A 22,146-nucleotide genomic window follows, 5' to 3' on the forward strand; every position below is an offset into this window, starting at 1 on the left:
CGATGAAGCGCCCCGCCCTGTTTGTCCTGCTGACCCTCAGCGCCCTGGCCACCGCCGCCGGTGCCCAGACGTCCCTTCCCCGGCCGTCGGTGCCCGGCGGGGCCGATCCCGCTTCCGGCGCGGCCCCCGCGAGTGCCCCCACCGTCGCCACCTCGAACACCTACACGGCTGCGGGCTACACCTTCGTGGTGGCGGGCGGCTGGATCTCGCTGAAGAACTCGCAGGGCAACGCCGCGCTCGCGGGCCCCGCGACCCAGGGCAAGCTCAACCCCAGCTTCACGGTCATCGTCACCGACATTCCCAAGGACGTGCGCGCCTCGCTGGGTGTGGCCCGCGACGTGCGCGCCGAGGAGCTGCCCACCCTTGTCAAGAACTTCAAGATGCTGGGCGAAAAGAGCGTCAAGGTCGGTCCCAAGAACACGCAGGGCGTCCTGTGGACCTATACCGGCACCGAGCAGGGCGCCCCTTTCCGCTGGACGCAGCTCCTGAGCATCAGCGGCGGCAAGCTCTACACCGTGACCCTGGCGGTCCCCGACGGTACGCTGCCGCAGGTGGCGACCGCCGGGCGCGCGATGTTCGATTCCTTCAATTTCCGCTGAGATCCGGGCCTCTCCGCGTCTGCGGGCCGGAAAGGCTCAGGAGGGGGCCAGCGCCGCCCGTTGCTCCAGCCGCTCGGCCACGGCGTTCAGGTACGCGCCCAGCTCGCCGTGGCCGGCCACCTGCACGTCGGCATGGCGGGTCAGCAGCGGCAGCGTCCCTACCTGCACCGCGTACCCGGCCAGCTCCAGCATGACCTCGTCGTTGTCGCTGTCCCCGAAGGCGACCGTCCGCTCCAGCGGAATGTCCAGGGCCTCGGCGATCAGGCTCAGCGCCGCCGCCTTGTGCGCCCCGGTCGGCGTGATCGTCAGAAACTCGGGGTAGGGCGCCTGCCCGCCCGTCACGACGAGATGCGGGTGGCTGGCGCGCAGCCGGGCCGCGAAGCCCGCCACGTCCGGATGCCAGAACCCCACCTTGGTCACCTCCGCGTGCGGGGCCTCGGCCAGCGGACGGGCCTGCCGGGCCAGCATCCAGGGTTCGGGGTCGCGGCCGGGGGGCAACTGCACATACAGGTCGTCCTCGGTGAACAGCACCACCCGCGCGCCGTCGAGTTCGTGGGCCAGCACCGCTTCGAGGTCGCCGGGGCCGAAACGGGCCGAGGTCCGCAGGTCCTCGCCCAGATGCACCCGGCCGCCGTTGTTGGTGGCGACCGCGTCGAACTCGGCGCGCGAGCTGACCCCGCGCGGCGGCAGGTCGCGCCCGGTCACGATGGCGGTTCTCACGCCCAGGGCGCGCAGGCGGGCCAGGGCGGCGGCGGTGTCTTCAGGGAGGTCCTGGCCGCCGTCGCGGATCAGGGTGCCGTCGAGGTCGAAGGCCAGCAGCAGCGGCAGGCCCTCGGGAAAGGGGGCCGTTTCGGAGGGGGCAGGCGGGGTCATGGGGCCAGCCTAGAGCATCGGGCAAAACGGGAACCCCTCTGCCGGGCACGGTTCACCGCCCGGAACGGTCCAGCGGGGCGAGCGGCCATTCTCCTGGCCCCGCCACTTCGCGGCCTGTTCCGGACGCTCCGGGGTCTCCTGCGGCGCTGGCCGCTCCATTCGGCCCTGGTCCGCTTTCCGGCTATCATGCGCGGCGTGACCGTCCCCCCGCTGCACTCCGCCTCCTTGCCCGGCTCCGCCACCGAATCCACCCGCGAACGTATCCAGACGGAGGCCGCGCGGCTGTTCGTGGCGAGCGGCTATCACGGCGTGAGCATGCGTGAGGTGGCCGAGGCGGTCGGCGTGACCAAACCGGCCCTGTACCATCACTACGCCGACAAGGAGGCCCTGTTCCTGGCGATGCTCGACGGCGCGCTCGCCACCCTGGCGCGCCTCGTGGGCCACGCCCGCGAACAGCGGGGCATCCGCTCGCAGCTCGAAACGCTGGTGCGCGACCTGCTGGACACCGCGCCCGAACAGCGCGTGGGCCTGCAACTCGCCTCCGAACTGCGCCACATCTCGCCCGAGCGCCGCGCCGCCTTCGAGGGCGAGTACCGCCGGGTGTGGATGGGCGGCCTGACCCGGCTGCTCGAGGAGGCGGCCGAGCGCGGCGAACTGCGCACCGATCTGCCGCCCAGCGCCCTGAACCGCGCCCTGCTGGGCCTGACCTACCCGCTGGTGAGCGGCCCTCCCGGCCCGGACCCCCACGGCACCGCCCGCGCCCTGCTGAGCGTGTTTTTCGACGGCGTCACGCCGCGCTGAGGCCGGCCCCGGACACGCCCTGGCCCGCCCCACCTCGCACGGAGGTGGGGCGGGCCGCGTTTGGCCCCCGGCAGCTCCCCGCCGATGCCACGCCAAATTAACGCCCAGATGAAGGGCCTTTATCCAACCGACATAATTCGTGCACAACTTCTCCCGGAGGATAAGTGCAACACGCCCCGGCGTGGACGAGTTCGCTTCCCCTCCGTTTCCCCGTCCAGAACGCGGTGTTGGCCCGGAATGTCCGGTTTCGCGCCCCACGTTCGCCCTTTTCCTTTGGAGTCAAAGTGTTTGAAACCCTGTTCGGCTGGGTCAGCCAGCCCGATGCGTGGCTCGCGTTCGGTACGCTGCTGCTCCTCGAAGTCGTCCTCGGCATCGACAACGTCATCTTCATCAGCATCCTGGCGGGCAAGCTGCCTGCCGCGCAGCGCGCCCGCGCCCGCACCATCGGCCTGCTGGCCGCCATGCTCATGCGCCTGGGCCTGCTGGCGAGCATCGCCTGGATCGTGTCGCTGCAAAACAACCTCTTCGAGGCCTTCGGGCGCGGCTTTTCGGGACGAGACCTCATCTTGCTGGGCGGCGGTCTGTTCCTGATCTACAAGGCCGTCAAGGAGATGCACGAGCAGCTCGAAGGGCCGCACGAGGAAACCGCGAGCGCGGGCAAGGTCGTGCGCCACAACTTCGCGGGGATCATCGCGCAGATCATGGTGCTGGACATCGTCTTCAGCCTGGACAGCGTGATCACGGCCGTGGGCATGGCCGACGACATCGGCGTGATGGTCTGCGCCGTGGTCCTGACGGTCGCCATCATGCTCTTCGCCGCCGGTCCCATCGGGGAATTCGTGCAGAAGCACCCCACCGTCAAGATGCTGGCCCTCTCGTTCCTGCTGCTCATCGGCGTGAACCTGATCGCCGACGGCCTGGGCTTCAAGATTCCCAAGGGCTACACCTACTTCGCGATGGGCTTCGCCGTCCTGGTCGAGCTGCTCAACCTGCGCGTGCGCGGCCACAAGCCGGTCGAGCTGCACGACACCAGCCGCAACCCCGACGCGCAGTAACTCCCGCCCGCACCTACGTCCTGGCCCGCCGCATCCCGGCGGGTCTTTTCGTGGGCGACGGCTCCGGGACCTCGCCTTCCAGGAACAGCGCGGCCGAGGGGCACAGGTCGCGCAGCACACAGCGGCCGCACAGGGGCCGCCGGGGGGTACAGGTCTCGTGGCCGTGGCGCACGCCCGAAAGGTGCAGGGCGTAGCGGGTCTCCCAGTCGCGCGCGATGACCTGTCCGAACCACGCCTCGGTGCGGTTGGTGCTCCACGTTTCCGGCACGAGGTCGAGGCGGGCGGCCATGCGGGCGATGTTGGTATCCACCGGCATGGCGGGCCGCACGAGATCGAACAGGAGGACGAGCGAGGCCGTCCGTTGCCCGACCCCCGGCAGCCCCTCCAGCACCGCGCGGGCCTCCTCGTCCCCGAGGTCGTGCAGGAAGCGCAGGCTCAGCTCGCCTCGCGACCCCTCCAGCGCCGCGAGGATGCCGTACAGATAGTCGGCCTTGATGCGCGTCAGGCCGCCGCCCGCCCGCCGCAGGGTCGTCTCGATGCCGTCGGGGCCGTCGAGCAGGGCCGCTTCCCACACCGGGTAGGTCAGGGTGAGGGCCTCCCACTGCCGCGTGGCGACCGCGCGCGTGTTCTGCTGGGCCAGGATGGTGCGCAGCACGCCCGCGAGCGGATCGGGCCAGCGCCGGGGCGCGGGCAGCGTGGGCAGGTAACGCGCGCGCAGCCGCGAGACGATCTCGCCCAGATGCGCGGGCGGGGGACGCTGCTCGGCCAGGGTCGGGCGGGGGCGCGGGGCAGAAGTGGGCACGCGGCAGGCTACCGGGGCGCGGCGCGGCCGACCGTGCGCCCCGGAACGGTCGGCCGCCGGTCAGCGTATGGGGGGACATATGCTCGACATCCAGAACGTCACGAAGACCTACGGCAGTTTCACGGCCCTGCGCGACCTGAGCCTGAGCGCGCAGGGGGGCGAGGTCTTCGGGCTGCTGGGCCCCAACGGCGCGGGCAAGACCACGCTGCTGCGCGTGCTGGCGACGCTGCTCTCGCCCACCTCGGGCCACGTGCAGGTCGCCGGGCACGACGCGCTGCGCGACCCCGAGGCGGTGCGCCGCTCGGTCGGCGTGGTCAACGGCGGCATGGGCCTGCCCGCGCGCCTGACCGGGCGCGAGGTGCTGCGTTCCTTCGCCGGGCTGTACGGCATGGGCCGCCGCGAGACCGAGGCCCGCATCGCGCAGCTCGACGAGACGCTGAAGCTGGGGCGCACGCTGGACACCCGCGCGGGTGAATACTCGACCGGCATGAAGCAGAAGGTGGTCATCGCCCGCGCGGTCGTCCACGACCCGGCGGTCCTGATCCTGGACGAGGCGGCCAGCGGCCTGGACATCTTCGCGCGGCGCAGCCTGCTGGATTTCGTGGCCGCCAGCCGCGCGCCGGGGCGCCTGACGCTGTACTCGACCCACGTGATGAGCGAGGCCGAGGAGGTCTGCGACCGCGTGGCGATCCTGCACCGGGGCGAACTGGTGGCCCTGGACACCGTGCCCGCAGTCCTGGCACGCACCGGCGAGCGCAATCTGGAGCGCGCCTTCTTCTCGCTCGTGCGTGACCGCGAGGAAGGGGTGGACCATGCAGTCTGAGGGCCAGTCCCGCCGCCGGGGCGGCCTGCGGGCCGGCATGGTGTGGCGGGTGGCGGCGCGCGACCTGCTCGCGACGCTGCGCGACCGCCGCGCGCTGATCAGCACCATCCTCATTCCGCTGCTCATCATTCCGCTGTTCACGCTGGGGCTGCCGCTGCTGCTGGGCACGCTGGTCGGCAATCAGGCCCAGGCCCGCCAGAAGGTCGGGGTGGTCGGCACCCTGCCGCCCGAACTGCGCGCCGCCCTGACCCGCGACGAGCAGGGCGCGGGCGGCGCCGTGACCCGCGCCGGGGTGACCCTGGTGCCCGTGGAGGACCCGCGCGCCGCCGTCGCTGCGGGCGAGGTGGACGCCGCCCTGCGGGTCGTCTCGGCGCTGCCCGAGCGGGCCGGGAGCCAGAGCGTGCCGCTGGAACTGTACGCCAAGCTGGGCAACCTGCGCGCCCAGACCGGGGCGACGAGCAAGGTCGAGACCGTGGTGGAGGCCTACAACCGCCGCCTCACGCTGGAGCGCCTGAACGCCTCGGGCCTGGACGCGGCGGTGCTGACCCCGGTCGCGCTGCGCTCCATCGACGCCAGCCCGGCGCAGGAGCAGCGCAGCGGGCAGCTCGCCTTCCTGATCCCAATGCTCATGCTGAACTTCATCCTGAGCGGCGCGATGGCGACCGCGCTGGACGCCACCGCCGGGGAAAAGGAGCGCGGCACCCTGGAGAGCCTGCTCGTCACGCCGGTGCGCCGGGGCGAGGTCGTGGCGGGCAAACTGCTGGCGACCACGCTGACGGCCCTGCTCACCGCCGCTTTCAGCCTGCTGGGATTCCTGCTCGCGGGGGTCGCCTCGGCCACGCTGCTCGGCGGAGAGCGGCGCCAACTCACCCAGGCTCTCGGCGGGCAGCTCACCCTGACGCCGGGCGGGGCACTGGCCCTGGCCGCCGTGGTCCTCAGCGCGGCCCTGCTCATCAGCGCGGTGCTCATCGCCCTGAGCATCTACGCACGCAGCTACAAGGAAGCCCAGACCTACGCCACGCCGCTGACGCTGCTCATCGTGCTGCCGGCGGTGTTGCTCCAGTTCAGCGACTTCCTGAATCTCGGGGAGGCGATCTATGCCGTGCCCCTCTTCGGCAGCATGGTCAGCATTCTGGACACGGTGCGCGGCAGCGTGACGGCGGGCCACACCCTGACCGCCGCCCTCGCCAACCTCGTCGGCGCGGCGCTGCTGGGGCTGCTCGCGCGCCGCTCCTTCAGCCGTGAGGAAGTGATCTTCCGGAACTGACCTGCCGGGAGACACACAGGAAGAGGCCGCCCCATCCCACCGGGCGGCCTCTCCTCATGACCTTGTCGAGGGCTCAGAGCTTGCGGTCGGCGTCCACCACCGGGTCGCCCTGGCTTTCCAGGGCCGCCGTACCGGTGTCGTGGGGCCGGCTGGCGAGCGGGTCGATGCTCACCGACTCCTTGCTCACGCTGTCGAGCAGGATGTCGAGCACGTCGCCGTCGCGGGCCGCCTGCACGGCCTTGTTGGTCACGATCTCGCCCACGTTCAGGATGATGCTGTCGTCGGGGGCCAGGATCACGCGGTTCACCGGACGTCCCAGCGCGTCACGCACGCGGTGCTCCTTGGCTTCCTCGTCCCGCTTCTGGAGGGCTTCCTCGGTATTCTCGCGCTGCTCGCTCAGCCAGTTGCGCGCCCGGCCCAGCAGGTTCGTCGCGCCCTCCGACACGCTCGCCACGCCGCTCGAGAGCGCCGCGCGGGTATCGGCCAGCGTATCGCTGCCCGACGCCGCCGGAGTCGCCGTGCCCAGCGTCGCGGCGATCAGGGCGTGCTCGACGTTCAGCTGCCGGGCGCGCTCGGCCACGGCCGGGGTCACGATCTGGCCCTGCACGGCCACGATGCTGCCGCCCGCCGCACGCACGTCGCTGCGCACCCGGCGCCCGACCGTGTCCTCGACCGTCGGCTCGGTGTGGGTCACCACCGGCTGCTCGCTGGGCGCAGCCAGGGTCTGCACGGCCGCGCTGGGGCTGGTCTGCGCCGCCGCTTCCAGGGCCGCGACGCTGCCGGTCTCCTCGGCGCGTTCCAGGTGGTACGGGGTGATGGTCACGCCCGCCGCCACGATCAGTTCACCGCTGTCGGTCATCACGTTGTGTGCGGCGGTGCGGCCCACCACGCCCTGCGGCCCACTGTTCAGGCTGCCCTGCACGCGGTCGCGCGCCTGCCCGTAGGCGTCCGAGATCGCGCCGCCCGTCGCGGCGGTCGCCAGCGCGCCCAGCTTGCCGGCCTCCTCGGCCTGTTCGGCGTGCGCGGCGGTGATCGTCTCCCCCTTGCCGACCAGCAGCGTGCCGTCGTCCAGGGTCAGGTCGGCGCCGGCCGTCTTGCCGACCGCGTACTCCTTCTGGCGCTCCTTGGTCGCGGTGGCGAGGTCCTCGTAACTGCTCTGCGCACGCTCGCGGACCTGCCCGTAGGCGTCCGAGATCACGCCGCCGGTCGCGGCGGTGGTCAGGGCCGTCAGCTTGCCGGCCTGCTCGGCCAGCTCGGCCTGCTCGGCGGTGATGACCTCACCTTTCTGGACCAGCACCACGCCGTCGTCGAGCGTCAGGTCGCCGCCGGCCGTCTTGCCGACCACATATTCCTTCTGGCGCTCCTTGGTCGCGGTGGCGAGGTCCTCGTAGCTGCCCTTGACGTTCTCGGCCACGTCCTGGTACGCGCCCGAGATGCTCGCGCCCGCCGAACTCAGCGCGCCGCGCAGGCCGCCCGGCTCGCTCTCCTCCATCGCGGAGGCCACGCTGTCGGGCACGATGGCCGCGTCGTGGCCGATCTGGACCTGTTCGGGCGCGGGCACGAAGGTCCGGCCACTGCTCAGGTCGGAGAACAGCCCGCCCGTCGCCTCGTAGCCCTCGACCCGGCCGGTGTGCTCGTCGAAGAACACGTCGGCGATGCGGCCCAGGTTGCGCCCGTCGCTGGTGAGCAGCGTCATGCCGATGAGGCTGACCTTGCTGTTCAGCGCTTCTTTCAGGCGGCCGTCCTCACGCGTGGTCGTCACGTCGTCGGGGCCACCGATCATGACGGCGTCCTCGCCGATGCTGCGCACGCGCTCGAAGGGCACCGCCTTGGCCGCGCTGAACCAGCCGCCCTCGTCCACGAGCAGGGCCAGCACCTGATTGCCCTGGGGATCGAAGACCACGTCGTGCACCTTTTCGATGCGCTCACCGGTGCTCACGGCGATGATGTTGCGTCCGAGAATGTCTTTGCCTTTGATCATGGTGTACCTCCGAAAAATGGCCGCAGCGGTCGGCTGCTCGGCGCGGTCGGGTCTGGGAATGGCCCTTTCAGAACAACGGGCGCAGGAAAGGCTGAGATGAAAGCGGGAGGGACCTGCCGGGGCCGGCGCGGCGGCCGAACTTGACGGCGGGTCAGTGCGGAACCTACCGCTCTCATCTTATGGAGGCGGCCCGAACGGCAGTTTTGCCGCCTCTTGACTGAACCTTGGCCCAACCTTGAGCCGGACGGGGCGCTAGCCTGGGGGGTGATGACTGCCTCTTCCCTGCCCGGCCTGCGCTCAGGTGGCCCTGCCCCGGCGGCCTCCGAACGGCCGCTGGCCGACCTCGCCCTGACCGTCCTCGTCGGCGTGACCGGCGTGGGCAAAAGCACCGCGTTGGGGGCGCTGCACGCCGCGCGTCCCGGCCTGAAGGTGCTGCCCGACCGGCGCGAGGTCACCGACGCCGTGATGATCCTGCCGCTCGCGGGCCGCCCCGTGACCGACCGCGAGGAACGTTTTGCCCTGACCGCCCGCTACCGCGAGGCCAACCCCGGCGGCATGGCGCAGGCGCTCGGCTCGCTGCTGGCCGACACCGGGGTCTGGGGGCCGTCGCCCGTGTTCGACGGCCTGCGCGGGCTGGACGAGGTGCGCTACGCCGCCGAGGCCTTTGCGGCGTGGCGCTTCGTGGCGCTGGGGGCGCCCGACGCAGTGCGGGTGCGCCGGCTGCTGGGCCGCGCCGACCGTTTCGATCAGGTGCGCGCCGGGGAGGGCGGGGACGATCTCCGTGCCGCCCTGGGCGACCTGCGCGGCGTAGAGGCTGTATTCGGCGCCGCCGAGCTGGACGCCCTGGCCGCGCTGGAGCAGGAGGGCCACGCCGCGCCCGACATCCTCGCCAAGACGAAGATCGTGGTGAGCGAGCGGCGCAGCTACGACCCCGCCGCCGCCGAAGACTTCCTGCGGACCCTGCCCCCCGCGCGGGCGCTCGTGCTCGACACGGTGGCCCTGAGCCCGGAGGCGGTCGCGCGGGCCGTGCAGGCGTGGGCCGGGGAGGCGGGCCGATGAGCGGCGCGGCCGTACAGAAGGTCGAGGCGATTCCCTACCGCCTCCCGCTGACCTCCGCCCTGGCCTGGGGGGCGCACTCGGCCCTGAGCGCCGCCGAACATGTGCTGGTGCGCGTGACCCTCTCGGACGGCAGCGTGGGCGTGGCCGAGGCGACGCCGCGCCCGACCATCTACGGCGAGACGCCCGCGAGCGTCGGGGCGATCCTGGCGCACCTCGCCCCCGGCCTGACGGGGCTGGACATCGGCGACGAGGCCGGACTGAACCGCGTGCGCAACAGCGTGGCGAACAACCACACGGCGCGCGGCGCGCTGGACATGGCCCTGTGGGACGCCCGCGCCCGCAGCCGGGGCCAGAGCCTGTTCGATACGCTGCTGGGGCCGAACACGCGGGTGCGCGTGAGCTTCATCCTGGGCATCGACACCCCAGGCGGCATGCTCGCGGAGGCCGCGCGGGTGGTCGGAGCGGGTGTGCGCTGCCTGAAGGTCAAGGTGGGCCGCGACCACGCCCGCGACCTGGAGGTGATCCGCGAGCTGCGGCGCACCTACGGGGGCGACGTGCTGCTGTACGCCGACAGCAACGAGACCCTGAGCGCCGAGACGGCTCCCGCCGCCCTGGACGCCATGCGGGAAGCGGGCCTGATGTACGTCGAGGAACCGCTGCCCGCCCGGCAACTGCGCGGGCGCGCGGCCCTGCACGCGGCCGGGCACCTGCCTATCGTGGCTGACGACTCGTGTTTCACGCCCGCCGACCTGACGCGCGAACTGGATTTCGATACCTTCGACGTGCTGAACGTCAAGACGGCCCGCAACGGCTTTACCGACGGCCTCGCCATGCTGCGCGCCGCCGCCGCACATGGCAAGCGGGGCATGGTCGGCTCGCAGGCCAGCACCGGCCTGGGTACCCTGCACGCGGCCCTGCTGAGCACACAGCCCGAAGTTACAGAGCCCTGCGAGCTGAGCTTCGTCCTCAAACTTCAAGACGACCTGCTGAGCCAGCCCATCACCTTCCGGGACGGCTGGCTGGACGTGGCGGCCCTGCGGGACCACGCCCTCGACGAGGAAAAGCTCAGGCGCTATGCCCTTTGAGCCCAGAGAGCCCAGGCCGGGTGTCCGCCTAGCCAACTCACGGTCCCGTAACGTTTCTGAAATGAAACTTAAGTAAAACTAAAGGCATGGGTCAGGATATGTTCGCGGCGTTCGTGCTGCCCGTGCTCTTCAGCATCGGTGGCGGTCTCTATGGGTACTTCCGTTTTGCCGAGCGCCGGCCGATGCTGCTGCTCAACCTGATGCTCATTTTCCTGCTGGGCGCGTACGTGCAGCACGCCCAGCCCAGCGAAGGCCTATTCTCGCTGCTGCTCCTCGACGGCGCCTTCCTGTTCTTCCTGCTCGTCCACCACCTGCAGAGCCCGGCCCCGAAGGCCAACCCCGCCGGGTAGGTTCCGGGCAGCGGCGAGCGGCGTGGCGACCGGGCCACGCCGCTCGCTTTATTCCAGCGTCACGACCTCCCAGCCCGGCAGGTCCCCGCACAGCACTTCGAGCATGTGCGTCTCGGACGCGATGAACAGGTGGCGGCAGCGGAGGCTGGCGACCCTCTCGGTGCGGGCTGTTGCCTGCGGATGAGCCGTCTTCACCTCTCCTGCCGGCGGGAAGAAGCGGCCCGTGACCTGCACGTCGCCTTCCTGAGCCCACAACCGCTCGCCCATCTCCGCCAGCATCTCCTCGGTCCAGGGGTCGGGGTCGTTCGTGACCTCGAAGAGATTGCTCGGGGGCACGCCCTGACGGGCCGGATGATGGATGCCGAACGGCCCGGCGCAGAACCCGTCGTAGCTTTCCGGCGCGAAGATTCTTGAGGTCCAGGTCAGGCGCAGCACGCGGCGGTGGTGCCTCGGCCCGGGCGCCGTATCCCCCAAAAAGTCGCTGTCGGTCAATTCCACGATCAGGGTTTCGCCGCCCCAGAACCGGTGTACCAGACGGCGGCTAGGGCCACGCGTAGCGGGCGAAGCGGGCTTCTCTTGCCAGTCCCCCACCCTGCCACAGCAAGAACCGGCCCCCACCCGAATCTGGGCAGGGGCCGGTTCAGAGGGTCAGGCGCTCAGGCCTTCACTTCGCCCTTGCTCTTGGCGAGGATGCCGCGCAGCACGGTCTGGAGGATACCGCCGTTCTTGTAGTAGTCGATCTCGACCGGCGTGTCGATGCGGCACTGCACCACGATGTCGCGGCTCTGGCCGTCCTTGCCCGTCACGCGCACCGTCACGTCCTGACGAGGCTTGAGGTCGGCGGGCAGGATGAAGTCGAAGGTCTCGTCGCCCTGGATGCCCAGGCTCTCGGCCGTGTCGCCGTTCTTGTACTGGAGGGGCAGCACGCCCATGCCCACAAGGTTCGAGCGGTGGATGCGCTCGAAGCTTTCGGCCACGACTGCGCGCGCGCCCAGCAGGAAGGTACCCTTGGCGGCCCAGTCGCGGCTGGAGCCCATGCCGTAGTCCTTGCCCGCGAACACGACGAGCGGAATGCCCGCTTCCTTGTAGGCGACCGAGGCGTCGTAGATGCTCGTCACTTCGCCGTTCAGGAAGTTGGTGGTGAAACCGCCTTCGGTGCCGGGGGCGAGCTGGTTCTTCAGGCGGATGTTGGCGAAGGTGCCGCGCGTCATGATGCGGTCGTTGCCGCGGCGCGAGCCGTAGGAGTTGAAGTCCTTGGGCGCGATGCCGCGCTCGACCAGGAAGCGGCCGGCGGGGGTGTCGGACTTGAAGGAACCGGCGGGGCTGATGTGGTCGGTCGTGACCGAGTCGGCGACCTTGACCAGCGCGCGCGCGCCCTTGATGTCCACGATCTCGCTGGGGCCGCCCGCGAGGTTCTCGAAGAAGGGCGGGTTCTGGATGTAGGTGCTGTCTTCCTTCCAGTCGTACAGCGCGCCCTCGGCCACCGGAATCGCGTTCCAGTCCTTGTTGCTCTGCTCGATGCCGTCGTAGACCCGCTTGAACATGTCGGCGTTGATGGCGCTGTCCATCACCGTCTGGATCTCGGCGCTGCTGGGCCAGATGTCGGCGAGGTACACCGGCTGGCCTTCGCCGTCCGTGCCGATGGGGTCGTTGGAAATGTCGTTCACGACCGTCCCGGCCAGGGCGTAGGCGACCACCAGGGGCGGCGAGGCGAGGTAGTTGGCCTTAATGTGCGGGTTCACGCGGCCTTCGAAGTTGCGGTTGCCCGAGAGCACCGACGCCACCACGAGGTCGCCTTCCTGGATCGCCTGCACGACGGGCTCGGGCAGCGGGCCGGAGTTGCCGATGCAGGTCATGCAGCCGTAGCCCACCGTGTTGAAGCCGATCTGGTCGAGGTAGCTCTGGAGCCCCGCCGCTTCGAGGTACTCGGTCACGACGCGCGAGCCGGGCGCGAGGCTGGTCTTGACCCAGGGCTTGCTCTTCAGGCCCTTCTCGACGGCCTTCTTGGCGACCAGACCGGCGGCGATGAGCACGCTGGGGTTCGAGGTGTTCGTGCAGGACGTGATGGAGGCGAGCGTCACGGCGCCGTGCCCGATTTGAATGTCGGTGCCGCCGATGGTGCCCTGGGCGCCCAGCGCTTCCTGGCCCAGCTCGAAGCCGCGCTGCTTGACGGGCGCGGTGAGCGCCTCGGCGAACACGGTGTGCATGGCGTCGAGGTTCACGCGGTCCTGCGGGCGCTTGGGGCCGGCGAGGCTCGGCACGATGGTCGAGAGGTCGAGTTCGATGGTGTCGGTGAACACCGGGTCGGGCGTCTCGTCGGTGCGGAACATGCCCTGGGCCTTGTAGTAGGCCTCGACCAGTTCAATCTCGTCTTCCAGGCGGCCGGTGCGGCGCAGGTAGCGCAGCGCTTCCTCGTCTACCGGGAAAAAGCCCATCGTGGCGCCGTATTCGGGGGCCATGTTGGCGATGGTCGCGCGGTCGGGCAGGGTCATGTTGCTCAGGCCCGCACCGTAGAACTCGACGAACTTGCCCACCACGCCCTTCTGGCGCAGCATCTCGGTCACGCGCAGGGCGAGGTCGGTCGCGGTCGCGCCGCCGGGCATCGCGCCCGTGATCTTGAAGCCGATGACTTCGGGCATGAGCATATAGATGGGCTGGCCCAGCATGACGGCCTCGGCCTCGATGCCGCCGACGCCCCAGCCCACGATGCCCAGGCCGTTGATCATGGTGGTGTGCGAGTCGGTGCCCACGAGGCTGTCGGGGTACACGACGACGCCGTCGTCCTCGGGGCGGCTCTGCACGCCCTTGGCCAGGTACTCCAGGTTGACCTGGTGCACGATGCCCGAGGCGGGCGGCACCACGCCGAAGTTGTCGAAGGCCTGCTGGCCCCACCTGAGGAACTCGTAGCGCTCGCGGTTGCGCTCGAACTCCAGCGCCATGTTGTTGGCGAGGGCGAAGTCGGTGCCGAACTCGTCGACCTGCACCGAGTGGTCGATCACGAGGTCCACCGGGATCAGCGGGTTGATCTTTCTGGGGTCGCCGCCCAGGCTGACCATCGCCGTGCGCATGGCCGCGAGGTCCACGACCGCCGGCACACCCGTGAAGTCCTGCAGGATCACGCGCGCGGGCTTGAAGGGAATCTCGACCTCGGGGTTCTCGGCGCTCCACTTGGCGACGGTCTCGACGTCCTCACGGCGCACGTCGTAGTCGTTGGCCTCGCGCAGCACGCTTTCGAGCAGCACCTTGATGCTCACCGGCAGGCGCGTGACGTCGAAGCCCTGAAGCTTGTTGAGGTTGTAGAAGTAAAGGGTCTGGCCGCTCTGCACCTTGAGTGTGTCGCGCGTGCCAAAAAGGTTCATCGCCTGGTCCGCCATCTTGCATCCTCCTTGCCCTTGCGGGAATGAAGGCATGATAAGCCGATTCGGCCCACTGGCACCCGTTACCCGGACAGGCACGGCCATCCATATCCGTCACCACCTGAGGAACAACAGTTCGGCTGTCGTACCCTTCCGGCCCTCCCCGTGAACCCTCCCTAAAGGCGGCCCGAATCCGCAAGGGGCCGTCCAGGCCTACCCTGACTGCACTTCCACAACCTACAGAGGAGGAACGCGCATGAACGACGACCATCAGGTACCGGGCGACAAGCCCGGGGGCGGCCAGAAAGACACCAACGACCTGAGCGACATCAAGGGCGTGCAGGACACCGGTATGGCCCGGAAAGGGCAGGACGTGCAGGACCTGCCCAAGGCCGTGACGGGCGAGATGGACGGCAGCCAGCCCCAGAACCAGCGCCGCTGACTTCGCCCGATCCCTTCGCCGCGCCCCGCACAGGTCGGGGCAGGGAGGCCGCACCTATGGAGACCGGCAAGCCCGACGACACCCAGGCCCACAGCCACGTTTCCGAAGACCGCGTCATGGACCGGGCGCAGTGGAACACCGGCACCCCCAAGAATCCCGGCGATCCGGCCACCGAGGGCCAGTACACCGGAGTCAGCGACGCCAACGCGTCGGCGGGCGCACAGACCTCCAGCGCCGAGCAGGTCGCCCAGCAGGGGGCCGAGCCCCTGCGCCCGGTGTCCCGGGCCGGCGACGCCAACCCCAGCACCTACGGCGGGATGCAGGCCGGTCTGCCGGCCAGCGGCGCGACTTCGCAGCCCGACCAGACCGTAGACGCCGAGGAAGGAGCCTGAACGCCGCAGGCCGGAACCGGGGGCGATCTACACAGGCTGCGGCCTGGCCAGGGCGAGGCCGGGCCGCAGCGCACACCAATACTGGAAAAAACGGGCGCTGACACGGCGATCTTCCCGAATCGGGCCGCCAACTATTCGAGATTGACAGATGTGTGTCAGCGCAGTAGCCTTTGGGCAAGCTTTAAACAAACTTGAAGATGGAACCGCTTCCGAAAGCGAGCCACCCTGGCAACGGAGCCTGGGCCGTCCATCTGGAGGACCTATGAAAAAAGTCGCCGCCATCCTCGGTCTCACCACCGCCCTCGCCGCCGCCAGCCAGGGCAGCGCCGTCACCGTGACCCTCGCCTGCGGGACCGTGGGCCAGGAACTCCAGCTGTGCAAGGACGGCGCCGCGCGCTGGGCCAAGAAGACCGGCAACGAGGTCAAGATCTTCGAGAGCCCCAACCTCACCAACGACCGCCTGGGCCTGTACCAGCAGCAGCTCGCCGCGCGCAGCAGCGACATCGACGTGTACCAGCTCGACATCGTGTGGCCCGGCCTGCTCGGCCAGCACTTCGTGGACCTCAAGAGCAAGGTGCCCCAGTCCGAGCAGAACGGCTTCTTCAAGGGCATCCTCGACGCCAACACCGTGAACGGCAAACTGGTGTCGCTGCCCTGGTTCACCGACGCGGGCCTGCTGTTCTACCGCACGGACCTGCTCAAGAAGTACGGCTACAGCGCGCCTCCCAAGACCTGGGCCGAACTCGCCACCATGGCGAAGAAGGTGCAGGACGGCGAGCAGAAGACCAACAAGACCTTCGCCGGCTACGTGTGGCAGGGCAAGAACTACGAGGGCCTGACCTGTGACGCCCTGGAATGGGTCTCGTCTTTCGGCGGCGGCACCATCGTGGACAGCACCGGCAAGGTGACCATCAACAACTCGAAGGCGGCGGCGGCGCTCGACGCGGCGGCCAGCTGGGTGCGCAACGTCAGCCCGCAGGGCGTCACGACCTACGACGAGGAAGCGGCCCGCGGCATCTTCCAGTCGGGCAACGCCATGTTCATGCGCAACTGGCCCTACGCCTGGGCCAACGGCCAGAGCGACGACAGCAAGGTCAAGGGCAAGATCGGCGCCGCGCCCCTGCCCGCCGGCCCCGGTGGCAAGCCTGCCGCCACCCTCGGCGGCTGGAACCTCGGCGTGAGCATGTACTCCAAGAACCAGGCCGCCGCGATCGACCTCGTGCGCTACCTGACCAGCCCCACCGAGCAGAAGATCCGCGCCATCGAGGGCAGCTACAACCCCACCCTGCCCGCCCTCTACAAGGACTCGGCGGTCCTCAAGGCCAACCCCTTCTTCGGCAGCCTGTACGGCGTGTTCACCAGCGCGGTGGCCCGTCCCTCCGGCCCGACCAAGGACAAGTACAACCAGGTCTCGCAGGCCTTCAGCGGCGCCGTGAGCGACGTGCTCACCGGCAAGTCCAAGGGCCAGGCCGCCGTCGCCAAGCTCTCGACCGACCTCGCCCGCATCAAGGGCCGCGGCTGGTAAACGTTTTTCCGCGCCACGTAGCGGAGAAACGCGGCAGGAGGAACGCCCCAGCGCCGGGTGTTCCTCCTGCTTCCATTTGAGGCCGGACCGGACCGGTCGGCAGCTCCCCTGGGGACAGCCCCGCCATTCAGGCGCCTTCCGGTTCCGCTGCTTCGTCCCTGCCCGCCCCCGACGACAAGGAGAGAGCCCATGACTGTCAACGCCCCCGCCCCCGCCCCGGCCGCGCGCCCGGTCAAGACCCGCGGCATCGAGGCCGCCCGCGCCCGGCAGGCCATCTGGCTGCTGCTGCCCACCTTGATCGTCATCGCGCTGGTGGCCGGGTACCCGCTGTACCGCACCATCTTCTTCGCCTTTCACGAGGCCAACCTGACCACCCCGGACCAGGCGACCTTCATCGGCGCCGGCAACTTCTGGTTCACCAACGAGGACGGCATCGGCCTGGGCTTCCTGCAGGACCCGCGCTGGTGGCAGTCGGTGAAAAACACCCTGCTGTTCACGGTCGTCTCGGTGGCGCTGGAGACGGTGCTGGGCATGATCATCGCGCTGGTGGTCAACAGCGCCTTCCGGGGCCGGGCCTTCCTGCGCACCGCCATGCTGGTGCCCTGGGCCATTCCGACCGTCGTGTCGGCGCAGATGTGGGCCTACATGTACAACGACTCCTTCGGCCTGATCGGGCGCGGCGTCCTGGGCGGCCAGGCGCTGCTCGCCAGCCCCGACTCGGCGGTGTGGGCCATGATCGCCGTGGACGTGTGGAAGACCACCTCGTTCATGGCGCTGCTCATCCTGGCCGGGCTTCAGAGCCTGCCCAGCGACATGTACGAGGCCGCCGATATGGACGGCGCGAGCAAGGCCACGCAGTTCTGGCGGCTGACGCTGCCGCTGCTGCGCCCGGCCCTGCTCGTGGCGCTGGTGTTCCGCAGCCTGGACGCCCTGCGCGTGTTCGACATCATGTACGTGATGCTGGGGGCCAACAACGCCGCGAGCACCTCCATGACCGGCTACGCGAGGTTGCAGCTCATCGACAACTCGCTGCTGGGTCTGGGCAGCGCCGTGTCGGTGGCGATCTTCCTGATCATCATGGTCATCGTCGTGGTGTACGTCACCGCCTTCCGCGTGAAGTTCGACTGAGGAGCGTGCAGCTATGGACCTGAAACGTACCAACCCGGGGCTGTACTACCTCCAGCGCACCCTGTTCTACCTGCTGGTCATCGTGATCGCCGTGTACCTGCTCTTTCCCTTCCTGTGGGCCGTCCTGACGAGCTTCCGGGGATCGGGCGACCTGTTCCTGCCGCCGCTGCAGTTCATCCAGGCCCCCACCACCCTGTCGAACTACGCGCAGGTGTTCGCCAACCCCAGCTTTCAGCGCGGGCTACTGTTCAGCCTGATCGTGGCAGTGGGCAGCGTGCTCGTCAGCCTGCTGTTCGGGTCTTTCGCGGCCTACGCGCTGGGCCGTTTCCGCTTCAAGGGCAAGCAGCTCATCATGTACATCATCCTGGCGGTCAGCGTCTTTCCGCAGATCGCGGTGCTGGGCGGCCTCTTCACCCTGATCCGCACCTTCGAGCTGTTCAACAACCCGCTGGGCCTGATCCTCTCGTACCTGATCTTCACCATTCCCTTCACGGTGTGGGTGCTGACCAGCTTCGTGCGCGACATTCCCGGCGAGCTGGAGGAAGCCGCGCTGGTGGACGGCGCGAGCCCGCTCCAGACCTTGTTCAAGGTGCTGTTCCCCGTGATGATGCCCGCGCTGGTCACGACCGGCCTGCTGGCCTTCATCAACGCCTGGAACGAGTACCTGTTCGCCCTGACCTTCACGAGCTCCAACCGCACGGTGCCCGTCGTGATCGCCAACTACTCGGGCGCGTCGCAGTACGACCAGCCCTGGGGACCCATCATGGCCGCGAGCATCGTGGTGACCATTCCGCTCATCGCGCTCGTGCTGATCTTCCAGCGCAACATCGTCTCGGGCCTGACCGCCGGGGCCGTGAAAGGCTGAGCCTTCCTCCTCTCATCCAGACCGCTCCCTCGGGGGCGGCTTTTTTTGGTTTCCACAGAGTTCAGTCGAACCGTTCACCCAGTGGTTCCATCCGGGCAGAGCGGGCAGGCGTCCCCGGGGGTTCTGACCAGGAGCGTCCGTTCTGCTCGGGAAACGAAAAGACGGGTTCCGGGCACGGGGCTGCCCCTGAGCCTGGGACCACAGTGGGCCGACCGGTGCCGTGCCGGATGGTCAACGAAACAGACGGAATCCGTTTTACAGCTCTACGCCCAGGCCCTCGCGCGCGAACTGCCAGCCCGGCGGCAGGGACACGCGGCGCACGTCCACGTCGTGCGACAGGTGGGTCAGGACGACCCGCCGCGCCGCGCGCGCCCAGGGCAGCGTCAGGGCCTCGCGCACGTCGTACACGCTGCGGCCCGTGTGCTCGGCCGCCGACTCGTCCACGAAGGAGGTGCCCAGCACCAGCAGGTCGAGGCCGTCCAGCCAGCGCGCAGCGACTTCCGGCGGCACGTCGATGGCGTCGGTCATGACCACGCCGCGCCAGCCGGGCCGCGAGAGGGCGAAGGCGTGGCTGCGGCCGTTGGCCCCATGCGGCACCTCGAACAGTTCCAGGCGCAGCCCCCCGATCTCCAGCCCCTCCGGCGGCAGGGCCTGCACCGGCGCCTCGGCCCGGAAGGCGTAGGCGAAACGCCCGGCGATCTGTTCGGCCACCGCCGCCGGGGCGTACATCGGCAAGGTGCCCAGGTCGTAGCTGCGGTAATCGAGCAGGTCGCCCAGCCCCAGAATGTGGTCGTTGTGCGCGTGCGAGAACACCGCGAGGTCGGGCACCAGCGGCCCCGGCAGCCGCGCGAGCTGGGCGTGCAGGTCCGGCCCCGCGTCGAGCAGGGCCACCCGGTCCCCGGTCCGCACCAGCAGCGCCGTGCGGGTGCGGCGGTTGAGGCCGGTGTCCCGCGCCTCGGCACAGACCGGGCAGGCACACCAGAAGCGCGGTACGCCCTTGCTGTCGGCCGTGCCCAGGAAGGTCAGCGTACCGGGGCTCAAGGGGCCAGCAGCTCGCGGGTCGCGCGGGCGAGGTCACCGCTGCGGGCCAGGCTACTGCCGACCAGCACGGCGTCGGCCAGGTCCCGTACCGGGCCGAGGTCGGCGGCGGTGCGGTAGCCGCTCTCGGCCACGAGCACGCCCCCGAAGCCCGCGCCCCGCGCCCGGCGGATGAGGCGGGGGCTCACCGCGAGGTCGATATTCAGGGTGGTCAGGTCGCGGTTGTTCACGCCCAGGATGCGCGCGCCGCTGCCCAGGGCGATGTCCAGCTCGCGCTCGTCATGGACCTCCACCAGCGCGTCGAGGCCCAGGTGGTGGGCCATCTCCAGGTACTCCCCCACCGCCTCGCCCAGCACACTGACCATCAGGAGGGCGGCCGAGGCCCCGTAGTCGGCGGCCTCGCGCAGCATGGCCGGGTGGACCACGAAGTCCTTGCGCAGCACCGGCAACGCCACGGCCCCGACCACCTCGCGCAGCGCCCCCAGATGGCCGTCGAAGTGGCGCGGCTCGGTCAGGCAGCTGATGGCCGAAGCGCCGCCCTGCTCATAGGCGCGCGCGGCGGTGGCGGGGTCCAGCGGCGCGATGGCGCCCTCGCTGGGGCTGGCCCGCTTGACCTCGGCGATGAGCGACAGGCTGGGGCCACGCAGCGCGGCCTCGAAGCGCCGCTCGCCCGCCCGGGGCGCCCCCAGGTCGGGGTCGGCGTCCCGGTAATCCTGCACCCGTCCGGCCACGATGCGGCCGAGCACTCCCGGCACCTTGCTGAAATCCACGTCGCGCACAGCGGTCATGCGCCCGAGTATAGGGCCGGGACTCCGGGCACCTCCGCCGGGCACAGGTGCGTGTTAGCCTGAGAAGATATGAGCCTCGCTCCCGGCAACGGCCCCGTCCAGATTTCGCCTGAACAACTGCGCGCACGCATCAGTGAGCTCGCCGCCCGCATCCGCGAGGATTACGCGGGCAAGGAGCCGCACCTGATCTGCGTGCTCAACGGCGCGTTCATGTTCCACACCGACCTCGTGCGGGCGCTCGGCATGACCTGCACCATCGACTTCATGCAGACGAGCAGCTACGGCAACGCCAAGCAGAGCAGCGGCGAGGTCAAGCTCGTCAAGGACCTGCAGTTCCCGCTCAGCGACCGCCACGTGATCCTGGTGGACGACATCGTGGACACCGGCATCACCATGAACTACCTGCTGCACTACCTCCAGGGACGCGGCCCGGCCAGCCTGAAGGTCGCCGCGCTGCTCAGCAAGCCCAGCCGCCGCAAGGTCGAGGTGCCGGTCGAGTACCTGGGGTTCACCATTCCCGACGCGTTCGTCTACGGCTACGGGCTGGACCGCTCGCAGTACGACCGCAACCTGCCCTTCATCACCAGCCAGGAATAAGCCCCTTTTTCCATGCTGGCCGTCCTGATTCTGGTCGTGACCGTGGCCCTGGTGATCTGGCGGCCCGGCGGATATGCCGAGGCGTGGTTCGCGCTGGCCGGCGCGGCGCTGGCCCTCGTGACCGGCGTGGTGCATGTGAGCGACCTGCCTACCCTGTGGAACGCCACCTGGAACGCCACGCTGACCCTGGTGGCCCTCATCGCCCTGAGCCTGCTGCTCGACGCGGCGGGACTGTTTCGCTGGGCCGCGCTGCACGTCGCGCGCTGGGGCGGAGGCAGCGGGCGGCGGCTGCTCGCGCTGCTGGTGGTGTTCACGGCGGTGGTCGCGGCGGTCTTCGCCAACGACGGCGGCGTGCTCATCCTCACGCCCATCGTGCTGGAACTGGCCTCGGCCCTGAAGCTCGACCGCGCCGCCACGGTCGCCTTCGCGCTCGCGGTGGGCTTCGTGGTGGACGCGGCCAGCCTGCCGCTGCCGATCTCCAACCTGACCAACATCATCGCCGCCGACCACTTCGGCTGGAACTTCGCCGAGTACGTGCGGGTCATGCTGCCGGTGAACCTCGCGGTGGTCGTCGCCTGCCTGGTCACGCTGCTGCTCGTGTACGGCCGCACGCTGCCCAAACGCTACGACCTGGGCGAGCTGCCCACCCCGGGAGACGCCGTGCGCTCGTGGGGCGTGTTCCGGGCGGGCTGGGTGGCGCTCGGCGCGCTGCTCGTCGGGGTCTTCACGGCCGAGCGCCTGGGCGTGCCGCTCTCGGCGGTGGTGGGGGCCTGCGCCGCCGGGGTCGCCCTGGTGGCCGCGCGCAGCCGCGCCGTGCAGACCTGGGCGGTCCTGCGCCGCGCGCCCTGGGGCGTGGTGGTCTTCAGCCTGGGCATGTACGCGGTGGTGTACGGCCTGCGCGGCGCAGGCGTGACCGGGCTGTACGGCGACTGGATGGCCGCCCAGGCCGAACACGGCCGCCTGGCCGCCGTGCTGGCCCCCGGCCTGAGCGTCGCCGCCCTGAGCGCGGGCCTGAACAACCTGCCCGCCCTGCTCACGGCGCTGCTGGGCCTGGACCATATCCAGTCGGCCAGCCGCGACCTGCTGGGCTACGCCGCCCTGGTCGGCGCGGACATCGGCCCCAAGCTCACGCCCATCGGCTCGCTCGCCACGCTGCTGTGGCTGCATATCCTGCGCGGGCGGGACGTCGAGGTGGGCTGGGGCGAGTACCTCAAGGCCGGCCTGATCCTGACGCCCCCGGTGCTACTGGTCGGGCTGCTGACGCTGTGGCTGGTGTACTAGCGGCTCGTCTCCAGAGGGGAGGGCGGTTCTCCCCCGCCC

At 70.0% G+C, this 22,146-nt stretch carries 21 protein-coding genes; 14 read left to right on the forward strand and 7 right to left on the reverse strand.

The features are described 5' to 3' along the window. Positions 1–635: 635 nt before the first annotated feature. Complete coding sequence (locus tag DGO_RS09130; protein ID WP_043801821.1) at positions 636–1,472, reverse strand: HAD hydrolase family protein; 837 nt, start codon at positions 1,470–1,472, stop codon at positions 636–638. 186 nt (positions 1,473–1,658) lie between these two features. Between DGO_RS09130 and DGO_RS09135 the strand changes: the two genes are divergently transcribed. Together DGO_RS09135 and DGO_RS09140 are read left to right on the forward strand one after the other, a co-directional pair. Further along, positions 1,659–2,273, forward strand: a complete 615-nt coding sequence (locus DGO_RS09135; protein WP_050920757.1) for a TetR/AcrR family transcriptional regulator — start codon at positions 1,659–1,661, stop codon at positions 2,271–2,273. Positions 2,274–2,557: 284 nt separating this feature from the next. Then, positions 2,558–3,328, forward strand: a complete 771-nt coding sequence (locus DGO_RS09140) for a TerC family protein (protein WP_043801824.1) — start codon at positions 2,558–2,560, stop codon at positions 3,326–3,328. Positions 3,329–3,341: 13 nt separating this feature from the next. Here the strand turns inward: DGO_RS09140 and DGO_RS09145 are convergent, their stop codons facing one another. Beyond that, on the reverse strand, positions 3,342–4,130 hold the full coding sequence (locus DGO_RS09145) for an endonuclease III domain-containing protein (protein ID WP_043801827.1): 789 nt from the start codon (positions 4,128–4,130) through the stop codon (positions 3,342–3,344). 79 nt (positions 4,131–4,209) lie between these two features. Here DGO_RS09145 and DGO_RS09150 point away from each other — a divergent pair, with 79 nt between their 5' ends. Both DGO_RS09150 and DGO_RS09155 read left to right on the forward strand, forming a co-directional pair. Continuing rightward, positions 4,210–4,953 (forward strand): ABC transporter ATP-binding protein, encoded by a 744-nt coding sequence (locus DGO_RS09150; RefSeq protein WP_014685218.1) that lies wholly within the window; start codon positions 4,210–4,212, stop codon positions 4,951–4,953. 37 nt (positions 4,954–4,990) lie between these two features. Beyond that, entirely contained in the window at positions 4,991–6,220 is a 1,230-nt protein-coding gene (locus DGO_RS09155) for an ABC transporter permease (protein ID WP_014685219.1), read from the forward strand. A gap of 73 nt (positions 6,221–6,293) precedes the next feature. Here the strand turns inward: DGO_RS09155 and DGO_RS09160 are convergent, their stop codons facing one another. Then, a complete protein-coding gene (locus tag DGO_RS09160; protein WP_014685220.1) occupies positions 6,294–8,201 on the reverse strand; it encodes a PRC-barrel domain-containing protein in 1,908 nt (635 codons plus the stop codon). Between the two features lie 267 nt (positions 8,202–8,468). Here DGO_RS09160 and DGO_RS09165 point away from each other — a divergent pair, with 267 nt between their 5' ends. From DGO_RS09165 to DGO_RS09175, 3 genes are all read left to right on the forward strand, one after another. Beyond that, positions 8,469–9,260: a DEAD/DEAH box helicase family protein gene (locus DGO_RS09165; RefSeq protein ID WP_043801831.1), complete on the forward strand. Its 792-nt coding sequence runs from the start codon at positions 8,469–8,471 to the stop codon at positions 9,258–9,260. Continuing rightward, on the forward strand, positions 9,257–10,345 hold the full coding sequence (locus DGO_RS09170) for an enolase C-terminal domain-like protein (protein WP_043803603.1): 1,089 nt from the start codon (positions 9,257–9,259) through the stop codon (positions 10,343–10,345). The genes DGO_RS09165 and DGO_RS09170 overlap by 4 nt, the downstream gene beginning before the upstream one ends. Positions 10,346–10,431: 86 nt before the next feature. After that, a complete protein-coding gene (locus tag DGO_RS09175; RefSeq protein ID WP_014685223.1) occupies positions 10,432–10,695 on the forward strand; it encodes a hypothetical protein in 264 nt (87 codons plus the stop codon). Positions 10,696–10,743: 48 nt separating this feature from the next. Here DGO_RS09175 and DGO_RS09180 read toward each other — a convergent pair whose 3' ends face one another. Next, positions 10,744–11,193: a hypothetical protein gene (locus DGO_RS09180; RefSeq protein WP_043801835.1), complete on the reverse strand. Its 450-nt coding sequence runs from the start codon at positions 11,191–11,193 to the stop codon at positions 10,744–10,746. Between the two features lie 158 nt (positions 11,194–11,351). Further along, positions 11,352–14,069 (reverse strand): aconitate hydratase AcnA, encoded by a 2,718-nt coding sequence (gene acnA / locus DGO_RS09185; RefSeq protein ID WP_014685225.1) that lies wholly within the window; start codon positions 14,067–14,069, stop codon positions 11,352–11,354. 238 nt (positions 14,070–14,307) lie between these two features. On the opposite strand from acnA, the gene DGO_RS09190 reads away from it, so the two are divergent. From DGO_RS09190 to DGO_RS09210, 5 genes are all read left to right on the forward strand, one after another. After that, a complete protein-coding gene (locus DGO_RS09190) occupies positions 14,308–14,493 on the forward strand; it encodes a hypothetical protein (RefSeq protein WP_014685226.1) in 186 nt (61 codons plus the stop codon). A 56-nt stretch (positions 14,494–14,549) separates the two neighbouring features. Further along, a complete protein-coding gene (locus DGO_RS09195) occupies positions 14,550–14,885 on the forward strand; it encodes a hypothetical protein (protein WP_014685227.1) in 336 nt (111 codons plus the stop codon). A gap of 262 nt (positions 14,886–15,147) precedes the next feature. Then, positions 15,148–16,410, forward strand: coding sequence for an ABC transporter substrate-binding protein (locus tag DGO_RS09200; RefSeq protein ID WP_014685228.1), 1,263 nt, complete (start codon positions 15,148–15,150; stop codon positions 16,408–16,410). 189 nt (positions 16,411–16,599) lie between these two features. Continuing rightward, complete coding sequence (locus DGO_RS09205; RefSeq protein WP_043801838.1) at positions 16,600–17,538, forward strand: carbohydrate ABC transporter permease; 939 nt, start codon at positions 16,600–16,602, stop codon at positions 17,536–17,538. A 13-nt stretch (positions 17,539–17,551) separates the two neighbouring features. Beyond that, on the forward strand, positions 17,552–18,403 hold the full coding sequence (locus DGO_RS09210) for a carbohydrate ABC transporter permease (RefSeq protein ID WP_014685230.1): 852 nt from the start codon (positions 17,552–17,554) through the stop codon (positions 18,401–18,403). 255 nt (positions 18,404–18,658) lie between these two features. Here the strand turns inward: DGO_RS09210 and DGO_RS09215 are convergent, their stop codons facing one another. Together DGO_RS09215 and trpC are read right to left on the reverse strand one after the other, a co-directional pair. Continuing rightward, positions 18,659–19,444 (reverse strand): MBL fold metallo-hydrolase, encoded by a 786-nt coding sequence (locus DGO_RS09215; RefSeq protein WP_043801841.1) that lies wholly within the window; start codon positions 19,442–19,444, stop codon positions 18,659–18,661. Then, positions 19,441–20,229 (reverse strand): indole-3-glycerol phosphate synthase TrpC, encoded by a 789-nt coding sequence (gene trpC, locus DGO_RS09220; RefSeq protein ID WP_043801842.1) that lies wholly within the window; start codon positions 20,227–20,229, stop codon positions 19,441–19,443. Before trpC ends, DGO_RS09215 begins: the two co-directional genes overlap by 4 nt. 69 nt (positions 20,230–20,298) lie before the next feature. On the opposite strand from trpC, the gene hpt reads away from it, so the two are divergent. Further along, positions 20,299–20,826: a hypoxanthine phosphoribosyltransferase gene (gene hpt / locus DGO_RS09225; RefSeq protein ID WP_014685233.1), complete on the forward strand. Its 528-nt coding sequence runs from the start codon at positions 20,299–20,301 to the stop codon at positions 20,824–20,826. A 12-nt stretch (positions 20,827–20,838) separates the two neighbouring features. Continuing rightward, on the forward strand, positions 20,839–22,107 hold the full coding sequence (gene arsB, locus DGO_RS09230; RefSeq protein WP_014685234.1) for an arsenical efflux pump membrane protein ArsB: 1,269 nt from the start codon (positions 20,839–20,841) through the stop codon (positions 22,105–22,107). Positions 22,108–22,146: the final 39 nt, after the last annotated feature.

This window comes from Deinococcus gobiensis I-0 (genome assembly GCF_000252445.1).
GTDB classification, from domain to species: Bacteria; Deinococcota; Deinococci; order Deinococcales; family Deinococcaceae; genus Deinococcus; species Deinococcus gobiensis.

Coding starts and splice junctions, on each gene's coding strand:
- DGO_RS09135 (WP_050920757.1), top strand. CDS start 1,659: ATGCGCGGCGTGACCGTCCCCCCGCTGCACTCCGCCTCCTTGCCCGGC.
- acnA (WP_014685225.1), bottom strand. CDS start 14,069: ATGGCGGACCAGGCGATGAACCTTTTTGGCACGCGCGACACACTCAAG.
- DGO_RS09130 (WP_043801821.1), bottom strand. CDS start 1,472: ATGACCCCGCCTGCCCCCTCCGAAACGGCCCCCTTTCCCGAGGGCCTG.
- hpt (WP_014685233.1), top strand. CDS start 20,299: ATGAGCCTCGCTCCCGGCAACGGCCCCGTCCAGATTTCGCCTGAACAA.
- DGO_RS09170 (WP_043803603.1), top strand. CDS start 9,257: ATGAGCGGCGCGGCCGTACAGAAGGTCGAGGCGATTCCCTACCGCCTC.
- DGO_RS09195 (WP_014685227.1), top strand. CDS start 14,550: ATGGAGACCGGCAAGCCCGACGACACCCAGGCCCACAGCCACGTTTCC.
- DGO_RS09175 (WP_014685223.1), top strand. CDS start 10,432: ATGGGTCAGGATATGTTCGCGGCGTTCGTGCTGCCCGTGCTCTTCAGC.
- DGO_RS09205 (WP_043801838.1), top strand. CDS start 16,600: ATGACTGTCAACGCCCCCGCCCCCGCCCCGGCCGCGCGCCCGGTCAAG.
- DGO_RS09160 (WP_014685220.1), bottom strand. CDS start 8,201: ATGATCAAAGGCAAAGACATTCTCGGACGCAACATCATCGCCGTGAGC.
- DGO_RS09155 (WP_014685219.1), top strand. CDS start 4,991: ATGGTGTGGCGGGTGGCGGCGCGCGACCTGCTCGCGACGCTGCGCGAC.
- DGO_RS09165 (WP_043801831.1), top strand. CDS start 8,469: ATGACTGCCTCTTCCCTGCCCGGCCTGCGCTCAGGTGGCCCTGCCCCG.
- arsB (WP_014685234.1), top strand. CDS start 20,839: ATGCTGGCCGTCCTGATTCTGGTCGTGACCGTGGCCCTGGTGATCTGG.
- DGO_RS09200 (WP_014685228.1), top strand. CDS start 15,148: ATGAAAAAAGTCGCCGCCATCCTCGGTCTCACCACCGCCCTCGCCGCC.
- DGO_RS09190 (WP_014685226.1), top strand. CDS start 14,308: ATGAACGACGACCATCAGGTACCGGGCGACAAGCCCGGGGGCGGCCAG.
- DGO_RS09210 (WP_014685230.1), top strand. CDS start 17,552: ATGGACCTGAAACGTACCAACCCGGGGCTGTACTACCTCCAGCGCACC.
- DGO_RS09150 (WP_014685218.1), top strand. CDS start 4,210: ATGCTCGACATCCAGAACGTCACGAAGACCTACGGCAGTTTCACGGCC.
- trpC (WP_043801842.1), bottom strand. CDS start 20,229: ATGACCGCTGTGCGCGACGTGGATTTCAGCAAGGTGCCGGGAGTGCTC.